This is a genomic window from Halosimplex halophilum (genome assembly GCF_004698125.1).
In the GTDB taxonomy this organism is placed as follows: domain Archaea; phylum Halobacteriota; class Halobacteria; order Halobacteriales; family Haloarculaceae; genus Halosimplex; species Halosimplex halophilum.
Genome location: NZ_SRHV01000005.1, coordinates 35,581 through 47,743, shown reverse-complemented (window position 1 = coordinate 47,743; position 12,163 = coordinate 35,581). Strand labels below are relative to the sequence as shown.

9 protein-coding genes are annotated in these 12,163 nt (G+C 70.1%); 2 read left to right on the top strand and 7 right to left on the bottom strand.

What is annotated here, in order from left to right:
• Positions 1–21: 21 nt before the first annotated feature.
• Together E3328_RS16710 and E3328_RS16705 are read right to left on the bottom strand one after the other, a co-directional pair.
• Positions 22–729, bottom strand: coding sequence for a metallophosphoesterase family protein (locus E3328_RS16710; RefSeq protein ID WP_135365787.1), 708 nt, complete (start codon positions 727–729; stop codon positions 22–24).
• 81 nt (positions 730–810) lie between these two features.
• Positions 811–1,428 (bottom strand): IMP cyclohydrolase, encoded by a 618-nt coding sequence (locus tag E3328_RS16705; protein WP_135365786.1) that lies wholly within the window; start codon positions 1,426–1,428, stop codon positions 811–813.
• A 144-nt stretch (positions 1,429–1,572) separates the two neighbouring features.
• Between E3328_RS16705 and E3328_RS16700 the strand changes: the two genes are divergently transcribed.
• Positions 1,573–2,292 carry a profilin-fold protein gene (locus E3328_RS16700; protein WP_135365785.1) on the top strand — a complete coding sequence of 240 codons (720 nt, stop codon included), beginning with the start codon at positions 1,573–1,575 and terminating at the stop codon, positions 2,290–2,292.
• 366 nt (positions 2,293–2,658) lie between these two features.
• Here the strand turns inward: E3328_RS16700 and E3328_RS16695 are convergent, their stop codons facing one another.
• Entirely contained in the window at positions 2,659–7,923 is a 5,265-nt protein-coding gene (locus E3328_RS16695; RefSeq protein WP_135365784.1) for an LAGLIDADG family homing endonuclease, read from the bottom strand.
• A 21-nt stretch (positions 7,924–7,944) separates the two neighbouring features.
• Positions 7,945–8,367 (bottom strand): PPC domain-containing DNA-binding protein, encoded by a 423-nt coding sequence (locus E3328_RS16690; RefSeq protein WP_135365783.1) that lies wholly within the window; start codon positions 8,365–8,367, stop codon positions 7,945–7,947.
• 182 nt (positions 8,368–8,549) lie between these two features.
• Here E3328_RS16690 and E3328_RS16685 point away from each other — a divergent pair, with 182 nt between their 5' ends.
• On the top strand, positions 8,550–9,332 hold the full coding sequence (locus tag E3328_RS16685) for an SDR family NAD(P)-dependent oxidoreductase (protein ID WP_135365782.1): 783 nt from the start codon (positions 8,550–8,552) through the stop codon (positions 9,330–9,332).
• A gap of 45 nt (positions 9,333–9,377) precedes the next feature.
• Here E3328_RS16685 and E3328_RS16680 read toward each other — a convergent pair whose 3' ends face one another.
• The 3 genes from E3328_RS16680 to E3328_RS16670 are packed head-to-tail and all read right to left on the bottom strand — an operon-like array spanning position 9,378 to position 12,116.
• Positions 9,378–10,610: an XdhC family protein gene (locus E3328_RS16680; RefSeq protein WP_135365781.1), complete on the bottom strand. Its 1,233-nt coding sequence runs from the start codon at positions 10,608–10,610 to the stop codon at positions 9,378–9,380.
• Positions 10,607–11,533, bottom strand: a complete 927-nt coding sequence (locus E3328_RS16675; protein WP_135365780.1) for an FAD binding domain-containing protein — start codon at positions 11,531–11,533, stop codon at positions 10,607–10,609. Before E3328_RS16675 ends, E3328_RS16680 begins: the two co-directional genes overlap by 4 nt.
• Position 11,534: 1 nt before the next feature.
• The gene (locus E3328_RS16670; RefSeq protein WP_135365779.1) at positions 11,535–12,116 is read right to left on the bottom strand and encodes a (2Fe-2S)-binding protein; all 582 of its coding nucleotides are present in this window, start codon (positions 12,114–12,116) and stop codon (positions 11,535–11,537) included.
• Positions 12,117–12,163 lie beyond the last annotated feature (47 nt).

The following is a 12,163-nucleotide window of genomic DNA, read 5'->3' as shown; positions in this document are numbered from 1 at the left end:
GCGGTCACTACCGCGAGCCCCCTACTGCCCGGAGCGCAGCCGCGTCCCGATCCGCAGCGGCAGGTCGGCGTCGCGGACGGCGTCGACGACCCGGTCCACGTCGTACTCGACGCGGCGGGCCTCGATCTCCCGGCTGTCGAAGTCGACCAGCGAGTAGGCCGCGCGGGGGTCGCCGTCCCGCGGCTGGCCGACCGCGCCGGGGTTGAGGATGAGCCCTTCGTCGAAGAACTCGTGGCCCTGGACGTGCGTGTGACCGGTCACGAGCACGTCCTCGTCGCCGAGCATCCCCGGGTTGTACTCCTCGGGGTAGGTGTAGCGGTCGGGGTCGTCGGGGTGGCCGTGGACGATCCGCAGCCGCCCGTCGCAGACGACCCGCTGCTCGGGGAGCTCGCCCAGCCACTCGAGCTGGTCGTCCGAGCAGGTCTCGCGGGCGTGGGCGACCGCCGCGGCGGCCATGTCGTTGAAGCCGTAGGCCTGGTCGAACGCGACCGCGCGGTCGTGGTTGCCCATCACCGTCGGCACCTCGCCGTCGGGTAACATCGCGGCCGCCTCGTCGCTCAGCCCGTGGTCGCCCTCGCCGCGGATCGCCGCCGTGCACTCGGCGTGCCAGGGATTGTACCCGACCACGTCGCCCGCGCAGACGAGCCGGTCGACCGGCGGCATGTCCGCCAGGACCGCCTCCAGCGCCACGAGGTTCCCGTGGATGTCCGAGATGATACCCACCTTCATGGCCTGCCGTGCGCGCTCCTCGCTCTTAGTACTACGGCAGACACCCCTCGGGGAGACGGCGCCGCCCGGCCGGGGACCGGACTACGCCTCGCCGTTGAAGATGGCCGTCTCGAAGCCGGCAACGCTGTCGCCGGAGACGCCGACGGCGCAGACCTCGTGTTCGAAGTCCATCCCGTAGGCCTCGCTGGCGGCCGCGGCGGCGTCGGTCGCCGCGAAGTCGACGGGCTCCGGGCTGTCCTTCTCGTAGGTGGCGACCAGCGTCGGCTCCGTCACTTCCTCGACCAGCAGCGCGTCGCGGCGGACGGTCCCGATCACCGCGCCGGGCCCGTCGGCGTTCGTGCTCGGGTCCGCGGCGTCGACGCCGACGATCCCCGCCACGCGGGGCGTGTCGTAGTCGTCCTTCTCGAAGTCCAGCGCCAGCAGCGGCTCGGCGAGGGCGTCGCGGGCGGGGTAGCCCAGCGCCAGCTTCTCGGCGATGGGGTCGACGTGCGAGCCGTTGCCGACCACGGCGCCGCGGTCGGTCAGCCGCAGGCAGTTGTACTCGACGTAGGGGTTGTCCGTCTCGGGGGCGTCGGGCGTGGGGCCGACGGTGACGGTGCCCGGCTCGCGGCCGGTCGCCTTCCGGTTGGGGAACGAACGGGAGGAGACGCGGTAGGCGCCCACCTCGGGTGCGACGACGACGAAGCGTCCGACGTACATGCCCGTTCGTCGGCCCCAGGCGCGAAAGTAGGTGTCGATACGGTGCGACGAGACGGCGGTCCGTCCGCGACGTGTCGCCCGCAACCTCCGGCACAGGCGGGCGGGAACGCGGGTGTTATGCCGCTCCCGCTCGTGGATCCGTCGATGACAGCAGGGCTCGACGCGGACGTCGTCGGCGCCGACGCGGCCGCCGACCGCCGGGACGAGGTGGTCGCCGAAGTCACCGACCACGCCGGCCGGATCGCGCGCGAACTCGCCCGCATTCAGGGCGGCGACTACGGTCAGCGGGCGTTCGACACCGACCGGGGCACCTGGACGCTCAAGTACGAGGGCGGCGACGTGCAGTACCTCCGCTTCGAGGGGCGGGGCGCCGACACCTACGTCGTCTCCACCCAGCAGCCGCCCGAACCGGAGGACCTCGCCGCCGCGATGACCGACTACGACGCCTTCGTCGAGTCGTTCAACGACTACGTCCGGTCGCTCGACGGCGTCCTCGACGACGCCGCCGACGACCTGCCCGCGATCGAGTCCGTCGATTCCGTGGTCGAAGCGCGCGAGCGCATCCTCTCGCGGATGCGCGAGGCCTGCGATCAGATGGCCCAGCAGCTCAACCGCGTCGAGGGCAACGACTACGGCACGTTCTCGGCCCGCGTGGGGAGTTCGCGCTGGGAACTCAAGTGGGAGGAGGGCCGGGCCAGCTACCTCCGCGTCGGCGGCGAGGGCGGCGTCTACCTGCTCTCGCAGTACCAGCCGCCCGCCCCGAAGGACCTGCGCGCCCACGCCGACGACTTCTCCGGCTTCGTCGACGCCTTCAATGAGCACGTCTCGGAGATCTCGGACTCGCTCGATACCGTGGAGCTGTAGCGCGGGTCGTCTGTGCTGTTTCGTTCTCGATTCGCACGCTAGCTGGCGACGGTACCGCAGGGGACAACAAGCGATGAAAGCTCTCGGCGCGCTCGCGGTCGCTGAGCGGGATATCCGCGCTCTCTGCACCGCCCGCGCGGATAGTGGCCCGCTCAGGCGACTACACAAGCGCGAGCGCGCCTCGCCCGTTCAGTCCGCCAGGGACCGCAACTGCACAGCACGGCACCGCGACTGCCCTGCACAGCACCGCAGACAGCCACGAGCCTCCCCAGCCGATTCGCGACACACGAGTCGTGAATCCCTCGCGCGGCTACGGTCGCGCGCATGAACGCGCGCGACAGCACGCGCCGACCGCACCGCAACCGCTCACATGAAGTCGGCGATGCCGGACTGCTTGTTGGTGTCGTCCTCGAAGACGCGGTTGATCGACCGTTCGAGCACTTCGAGCCGCTGTTTCGTGTAGGTGCGGCAGCCGAACTCCTCGGCGACGCGGGTCGCCGTCTCGATGTACTTGTTGACCGACCCCTCGTGGACGGTGAGGTTGACCTGGCCGCCGCACTCCCGGCAGTCGCCGGTCAGGGGCATCCGCCGGTACTTCTCGCCGCAGTCCAGACAGCGCACGTCCTGCCGGGAAAAGGCCCGCAGGTTCCCGATGAGGTCCGGCAGGAAGTGGTACTCGATGATCCGCTCGGCCACGTCCGTCTCGTCGACCGCACGGATCTTCCGCGACAGATCCAGCTGGGCGTCCATCTTCTCCTCCATCGACCCCAGCGTCTTGTACGCCGAGAGGTCCGGCCCCGCGGCGATGTTCGTCGTGTCGTGGGTGTGGTCGAAACCGGTGTACTCCTCGTCGGTGCCCAGCGTCTCCTCAGCGATGGTCATCACGTCCTCCACGTCCTCGGGGTCCGCGAGTTCGCGGGTCGCCTCGTAGAACTCCCGTGGGTACTCCCGCATGATGTCGACGTTGTGGGCCTCGTCGTCGATCTCCGCCGGGTCGATCCGCGAGGACATGACCAGCGGCGCGTCCATCTGGCCGCCGCGCTGGTCCGGCAGGAACTGCTTCGAGAAGTTGAGCAGCCCGTCCATCAGAAGCATCACGCAGTCTTCGTCGCCGTCACATTGCTTGACCGATAGGTCTCCCGCGACGAGCGAGTGGTTCTCCGCGACGGTGAGACAGTAAACGTGCTCGGTGTCGGATTCGACGTACGAAACCGCCTGGACCGGATCGAGGTGGTACTCGCTGGCCCCACCGTCGAAGACATACGCGTGGCGGCCGGTGGATTCGCGTTCGCCGACCTGTCTGCGGAGGCGGTCGTCCTTCTCGGAGAGGTGGAACCCGACGCGGTCGGCGAACCGAACTGCGTCGTCCCGGGAGACGGTTATCTCGTAGCTGTGGCGCGAGCGCGACTCGTCGCCTTCGTCGTAGAACTCCGGGAACGCGTCGGAGAGCGCCACCGGTTCCGTGTGGTTGACCGTCGCGGTGATTCCCAGTCGGGTCAGCAACGCGAGCAGATCGGACTTGAGTTCCGGACTCACTGTCGTCGCCGAAACGCGAGGGGCCTGTCCGTCGGCGGTGCCGTCGCCACTGAAGTATCCAGCGAGGTAGGCGCCGACAATCCGGTCGGGCGAGTCGAAGATACACTGCGGGACCCGCTTGGAATGGGCGAAACAGCCAGCGTCCAGCACGGTATCGAAGAACCCCCGGAGCAATCGGCCCGAGACGGTGATCTTCGCGTGGTTCTCGGCGTACGGGTCGACGCCGAACTCCTCCGACAGTACGTCGAGGAAGAACTCCCGCGCCTCGTCGTCCGTGCCACAGACTGTCGTCTGGTGGATCTTCCCCTTGGGAGTGTCCTGAACCCGAGCGAATCCCTCGGCGGCGTAGTACCCCAGAAGCGTCGCGACACGCTCGTCGAGAGTGACGTACCGGTCGATCTCCGTCCCGTCGCGTTTGACGCCGAGTGTCGCGCCGTCCGGAACGAACGCGAGCAGGTCGGCCGTCGAGTCGAAGAAGCGACTCAGCAACGCGACCGGGATGCTCTCCCGATAGAGGTAGTTGCTCAGCGTCTTTTTCGTGAGTCCAAGATAGTCGGCCGTGCTCTGGAGCGGGTAGAAACGGCCCTCCCACTCGTCGGCGAGGCGGCGTTGGAAGCGGTCGTACAGGCGGTCCTTGTCCAGCCCTTTGACCATCAACCGGTCGTCGTCGACAACGTCGGACTCGATGAATACTTCGAGGAGGTCGAACCGTTTCGGCTCGTCGCCCGGATCGGTGCTGTCGAGGTGTTTCGGTGTGACGAGACAATCGGACTCGTCGAGTTTCCCCGCGGGCACGGAGACCATCCGGCCGAGGTCCTGATCGTAGATGTGGACATCGTGGTCGGGCGTCACCGTTAGCTCTCGACCGGACTCGGTCCGGACTTCGACGAGGTGGTCCGGTGCTGGATGCTTGCTGAGCGCCTCTACTGGCTGTGTGGACTGCGAACCGCCGTTGTCGAAGGAGGGAACGGAGAGCTCACCGCCGAGATGGTCGAGGTCGTCCACGAGCGTCCCGAATTCGTCGCGTTCGGCAGTTTCGGGGTCGAGATATCCCTCGACTAGAGCCTCGATCGACTCGTGGTTGAGCGCGCCGTCCTCGTCCTCGTACCAGACTTTCGTGTCCGGGTGGAAGCAGTTCCGGCGTTTCGCGGCGTGGAAATAGGGGTGAGCGTACCCGACTGCTGCTGTCGTGAATCCGACAATACGGCCGACGGTCGCCGCGCTGGTGTGTGGCGCCATCCCGAAGACCAGTTCCCCAACGAGGTCGTCGCGTTCCTCCAGTTCGTAGAACGGTTCGAGGCCGTAGTACGATTCCAGCAGGTCGTCGACGAAGTCGGCGGTCTTGAGCATGTGCTCGGCGGCGCCCTCCGAGAGCACCACGTCCTGGACGTTCAGCTCGACGAGCTGGTCGTCGTGCTGGAGGGGCTGGCCGTGGATGTCCGCCTGGTACCCGAGCGCCCGGAACGCCTCGGCGGTCACGTCGAGTTCGGAGGGACGGACGGCCGTGACGGGCAGGTCGGTCATGTCGTAGCGGACGGTGCCGTCCTTGAACGCCGAGACGCCGTGTTTCGCCCGGAGGATCCCCTTCTCCATGGGCTCGGGCGTCTTCTGCTCGGAGGAGAGCCCCTTGACCGCCTTCAGCGCGTCGTAGGCGGTGGGACGCTCGTTGAGGTTCGCCAGCGCCGACTTGAACTCCTCGTTCACGTCGACCACCTTCGTCTGGGTGGGGCGAGCGAGCGTCTCGCAGCGGCTACACTCCGCGCGCCCGGACTCGTCGGGTTCGACCTCGTGGTCGCAGTCGGGGCAGACGTAGACGGCCTCGCAGACGCCGCCGCAGTCGGGACAGCGCGGTTTGTACGTCCGCTCGCCGCACTCCGTACACTCCTGGCGGCCGACTTCGAGTTCGACTTTGCCCTGGGAGTCGTCGTAGCTGTCGCCGGCGACGGCGGCGTCGCCGACCTTCCGCTGGGAGCCGCCCGCCTCGCCGATCGGGAAGAGGGTGTGGACCGCCGGCGAGAGGTCGCGCTTCTCGGACTTCTCGGGGCGGCCCATCCGGTTGCCGATACGGGTGGGCGCCCGCTCGCGCACGTCGAAGGGCGCGATCTCGTTGACGGCGAGGATAGCGTTGGCGCCGTCCTCGGTGGAGGCCGCGGAGGAGTCCAGTTGCGCGTCGCTGGCCTCGCCGCCGCCGTAGGTGCGGGCCCGTTCCGAGAGGTCGTCGGGCGTCCACTCGCGCTCCAGGGAGTCGTCGAACCCGAGCGTCCGCGCGAGCGGGCGCCAGTCGGGGACGACGAGGGTGTCCTCGGTCTGGGTGTGCTCGACGAGGAGGTGCTCGACGGCCTCGCGCACGGTCTCCGAGCGGGGGATCACCAGATCGCCCGCGGCCGCGGCGCCCGCGTCGCGGTCGTGGCCGTCGGCCGCGGCGTCGTGCTGTGTCGCGGCGTCGTCGCTCGCGCGCCCGCCGTCGTCGGAGTCGTCGGGGTCGCGGACGACGGCGCCGTCCGTCTGCGCGACTCGCCCCTGTTCCACGGCGTCCGCCAGCGCACAGACTTCGTCGACGGACAGGTCGTGCCAGCAGTAGGTGTACTTCGGGTGCAGCGGCGCGTCGTACTCGTCGACCCAGTCCAGGGCTTCCTCGGCGCTCGGATCGGCCAGGTCCACGTCCAGGGAGTCGCGCATCGCCTGCACGTCGGCGCCGGCGTCGTCGAACTCCTGGGCCCACCACTCGACGGTGTAGGAGGCGGGCGCCAGCGGGTGGTTGTTCTCGACGAACTCGCCGTAGTTGACGAGGTACTCGCCCAGATCGATCACCTTCTCGACGCCGTTCCGAACTTCGAGGGCCTCCTCGGGGTCGTCGATGCGCCGCACCTCGCCGTTGGCGAGTCGAACCGTCGGGCCCTCGATGGTGTCGACGGGGACGACCCCCGCTGCCTTGCCGGGCCGCTCGGTCTTGATCTGGGTCCCGGTCGCGAGGAAGTCGTCGACGAGGTGCATCGTCGCCGGGTGGACGCCGGCGGTGGCGTTGCCGTGGTTGCGCGCCCGGCCGTAGCGCAGGCGGAAGCCCCCGGCCTCGCTCGGGTGCGAGAAGACCGGCCGGCCCGCGATCAGATCCCGGAGGAACTTCTTCGAGGGCTCGGGACGGGGCGGCCCCGCGGGCTCGTCGGCCTGTTCGTCGCCGTCTTCGTCACTCTCGGCGTCAGCGTCCTCGCCGTCCTCTGCCTCGTCTTCGCCGTCGTCGGCGTTCCCCTCATCTTTCCCGATGGTCCCGTCGATGAGGTCCTGCAGCCACGGCCAGTCGACCTCGTCGAGATTCCTGGTGTAGCGCTGGATCTTCGGGGCCTTCAGCGCGATCCCCTCGGCCATGACGAGACACATCCCGCCGCGGGCGGAGTTTGAGTCGACCCGTTCGAGGTCCCGGTAGCCCGACACCTCCTCGTCGCCGGTGGCCTCCCCGTCGAGCATGATCGGCATGTGCTCGGCGATGAACTTGCTCTCTTTCTCCTTCGGGGAGTACTGCAGGCCCGTCTCCTTGTCGTAGAGGTCGATCTCCTCGGCGTAGCGGCCGATCTCGTCGTCGCGGGCCTTGTACTGGTCGATGTCGAGCATCGCACGGGCGTAGTCGGCGACCAGCACGGACAGCGCCTGCGCGGTCCCGCCGGCCGAGCGGATCGGGCCGGCGTAGTAGACGTTGACGAACTCCGTGCCGTCGTCGTTTTCGAGGATCTCGACGCGATCGATCCCCTCGATGGGGGCAGCGACGACCCCCTCGGTGAGCAGGGCGACCGCCGTTCGCACGGCGCCTTCGACCTTCCCCGCGCGGGAGTCGTAGTCGCCGACCTCGCCGTCGACGAAGTCGGAGACGAGTTCCAGCGCGGCCTCCTCGCGGCTCATCTCCCCTTCGAGTTCGCGGACGCGCTCGGCGACACCGTCGATGCCGAGGATGTTCTCGACGCGGTCGGCCATGTCGCGGGCGACCGGGATCTCGACGCTGTCGGTGGGGTCGCCGCCGCGCTCGCGGGCCCGCTCGGCCACGTCGAAGGCCTCGTCGAGCCCGGATTCGAGCCGCTCGAAGTAGCGTTCGTCCTCCGGTTTCATCGTCGTGTCTCCCGGCTCATCTCACAGCGGCCACAGGTCCAGCCCGGTCTCCTCGTCGAAGGCCCGCTCCAGCTCGGCGTCGAACTCGCGGACGTACAGCTCCCCGGCGAAGACGGTCGCGCTGTCGAGGTGGCCCGCGAACGTCGTCCCGTCCGCGCGGGACATGACCGCGTGGGTGTGGGCGAACGGCTCGCCGTCCAGCGCGGAGACGTTGCCGACGCAGGCGGCCATCTCCAGCGGCTCGTCGAAGGTCTCGGGGTAGTACTCCTCGTCGTCCTGGTCGTAGTAGAGGATCTCGGCGTCCTGCACGGCGCCGAGGCCGAAGAAAAACGCCGAGTCGACCCCCTCGTCGGCGGCGAACGCCTCGATCTGGGCCCGCCAGTCGCCCCCGTGTTCCAGGCGGGCGACGAACTCCCGGGCGCCCTCGACTTCGAGATAATCCATACGCCTACGACGGACGGGGGCCACAAAAAACGTTCCGAGCGTGGCGTCGGCGCGAGCGGAGACCCGCGGCTCCCGTCAGCGCGACCCACACCCGCTGTGGCCGCAGTCGACAACCGTTCGGATGGCGGCGGGCCGTTCCCCCACCGCCGGGCTTGAAGACGCAGGGGTCCGAACGGCGCGGTATGGATCTCGACCTGACAGGCAAGACCGCGCTCGTGACCGGCGGCGGCCGGGGCAACGGCCGCGCCATCGCGCTCGAACTCGCCGACCACGGCGCCGACGTGATCGTCAACGACCTCGACGAGGACGTGGCGAAAGACACCGCGGCGACCATCCGCGACCGCGACGACGACAGCGACGCCGTCGGCGTCGCCGCCGACGTGACCGACGAGGCCGAGGTCGAGGCGATGGTCGAACACGGCGTCGAGGAACTCGGGAGCGTCGACATCCTGGTCAACAACGCCGGCGTCGGGAACGCGGGTCCGTTCCTCGACGAGGACTACGACGACGACTTCCGGCTGAACATCGAGGTCCACCTCTTCGGGTCGATCAACTGCACCCGCGCCGTCGTCGACGGCATGATCGAGGACGGCTACGGCAAGATCGTCAACATCACCTCGATCCACACGAAGAACGCCGTCGGCCAGTCACCCCAGTACGACGTGGGCAAGTGGAGCCTCCTGGGCCTGACCAAGAGCCTCGCGCTCGAACTCGGCCACGAGGGTATCAGAGTGAACGCCGTCGCCCCCGGCTGGGTCAACACACGCATGACCGAGGGCTTCTCCGAGGCCGTCTCCGAACAGATCCAGGACCTGAACCCCCTGGGCCACTTCGCCGAACCCGAGGACATCGCCAACGGCGTGACGTTCCTCGCCTCGCCCGCGGCGGACTACATCAACGGCCACGAACTCCGCGTCGACGGCGGCCAGGTCCCCATCCCAGACTGGCGGCTGGACAACCGATAGCGCGGTCGGCCGTCGACCCCTCGATCCGGTCCCACTCGCGGCCGCTCAGCCGTCCCGAGCGTGGATCGGTCCGTCGTTTTCGCGGAGGTGCCCGCCGCTCCGGTCGTTGCGGACCGCCAGCACCTCCGCCACGATGCTGTGGGCGACCTGGGCGGGGCTCGAACCGCCCAGGTCCAGCCCGACCGGCGCGTAGATCCGCTCGCGGTCCCCGTCCACGTCGACGCCGTCGTCGCCCAGCGCCGCCCGCAGACGGTCGAACCGCTCGGTCGGTCCCATCACTCCCACGTAGTCGACCGGCGTCGCCAGTAGCTCCCCGAGCGCCACGCGGTCGTCGACGAAGTTGTGGGTCATCAGCACCACGGAGTCGTCGGCCCCGAAGTCGACCGCCTCGCGCAGGTCCCGCGGCGAGGTCGCAACGACCCGGTCGGCCCGCGGGAAACGCTCGTCCGTCGCGCGCCCGCCGCGGAAGCCGACGACGGCGACCCGGAAGCCCGCCGCCCGCGCCGAGGCGACCACCGGCCGCACGTCGGCGTTGCTCCCGACCACCACCAGTCGCGGCGCCGGCCGTACCCGCTCGACGAACAGCCGGACCGCGCCGCCCTCCGTTTCGACTCGAACCGAATCGGTTCCGTCCACGTCGTCGGGAACGCCCGCGGCCACCTCCGGCGGGAGCGAGCGGGCGGTAGTGTCACCGTCAGAGCCCCCCGTCTCGCTCCCCTCTGCGATCCATCGGTCGCCGACTGCGACCCGGTCGTCCCCACTCTCGACGGCGACCGCGACGGTTCGGCCGCCGTCCAGTTCGTCGGCGGACGCCACGAGCGGGCGGTGGCGCTCGCCCAGCGGTTCGAACAGCACGTCGACGACGCCGTCGCAGCCGACGCCGAGCCCCCACGCGTCGTCGTCCCGGAGGTCGAACCGCTCGACGCGGGGTTCCCCGTCGGCCAGCGCCTCGCTCGCCAGTTCGACCACCGAGTCGGCGAGACAGCCGGCGGTCACCGAGCCCGCGCCGGTCGCCGGGCCCGGGTCGCGGTCCGCCTCGGCGTCGGCCGCCGGTTCGTCGCCGGCCGCACCGCCGACTTCGCCGCCACCGGGCGCGACGACCATCTTCGCGCCCGGCCGCCGGTAGGCCCGCCCGTCGACGGCGATGACCGTCGCCAGGACCGCCGGCTCGCCGGAGTCGAGACACGCGCGAGCGGTCGCGCGCACCTCGCGCTCGGGCGCCGACCAGTCCTGTGCGGTCGCCGGGGTGCCGCTCGCATCCGGTTCACCCCCGCTCATGCCGTCGGAGCGTCGCCGGCGACCCGTTCGGCCGCCCGTTCGAGCGCGCGGGCGGCGTACGTCTCCAGCAGCTCCCCCCGGAACTCCCCGGAGGCGTGCGGGTCCGACCGCAGCCGGTCCGCGTCGATATCGGCCCGGGCTTCGGCCGCCGCCGCATCGATACTGTCCGCATCCAGCGGTTCGCCGGCGAGCGCCCCCTCCACCGAGGGGAGCCGGACCGCCCGGTCGACCGCGCCGGTCGCGGCGACGCGCGCACTCGAAACGGTCCCCCCGCCGGCGTTCCCGTCGCCGCCGTCACCCCCTCCGTCGCCGTCCGTCTCGACGACGGCTGCGACGCCGACCATCGCGTAGCCCGTCGCCGGGTGGGTCTTCTTCGCGTAGGCGAAGCCCGCTCCGTCGGTGTGGGGGAAGCGGACGCCCGTGAGCAGTTCGCCCCGTTCGATCGCCGTCTCGCCGTCGCCGCGGAAGAACTCCGTCGCCGGCACCTCCCGCTTGCCGTCCGGATTTCGTAGCAGGACCGTCGCGTCGGTCGCCAGCGCGGCCGCGGGCAGGTCCGCGCCCGGGTGGGCCTCCGCGAGGTTGCCGCCGACGGTCCCACGGTTGCGGATCTGCAGGTCGCCGACCTCGCTCGCCGTCTCGGCCACCAGCGGGACGGTCGCCCGGACCGCCGCCGAGTCCGCGACCGTCGCGTAGGTCGTCAGCGCGCCGACGACGGTCCGGTCGTCCAAGGCGTTGACCGCGTCGAGCGCCGGCACGTCGAGGTCCACCACCACGTCCGGCTCCCGCCCCTCGGTCTTCATCGCCGGGACGAGGCTGTGGCCGCCCGCGAGGATCTCCACGTCCGCGTCGGCGTGGTGTTCCAGGCGCTCCAGCGCCTCGCTCACCGACTCCGCCCGCTCGTAGTCGAACTCGGCCGGGAACATCTCAGTCCTCCGCCCCCGGTTCGGGCGGAGCGGCCCGCCCGTCCGGTCCGGCGCCCGACGCGGACGACCCGTCGGCGGACCCGTCGCTCGGTCCGTCCCCGCTCTCGTCGTCGGCCTCGCGCAGCCGCCCGGCGGCCGTCTCGACGGCGTCGACGACGTTCCCGTAGCCCGTGCAGCGGCAGATGTTCCCTTTCAGCGCCTTGCGGATCTCCGCTCGGGAGGGGTCGGGATTCTCGTCGAGCAGCTGGTGGGTCGTCGCGAGCATCCCGGGCGTGCAGTAGCCGCACTGCAGGCCGTGTTCGTCGTGGAACGCCCGCTGGACGGGGTCGAGCCCCTCGTCTGCGAGCCCGGCCGCGGTCGTCACCTCGCTCCCGTCGGCCTGGACCGCCAGCACCGTACAGGACTTGACGGCGTCGCCGTCGACCTCGACGGTGCAGGCGCCGCACTTGCCGCTCTCGCAGCCGACGTTCGGGGCGGTGTATCCCAGTTCGTCCCGCAGGGTGTGGACCAGCAGCGTCCGCGACTCGACGGTCGCCTCCTCGGTCGTCCCGTTCACCGTCAGCGTGATGTCGTGTGTCGCCATGAGAGGGGGATCGCTTGTCCCGACAACGGCGGCGAGCGAGTAAAGTG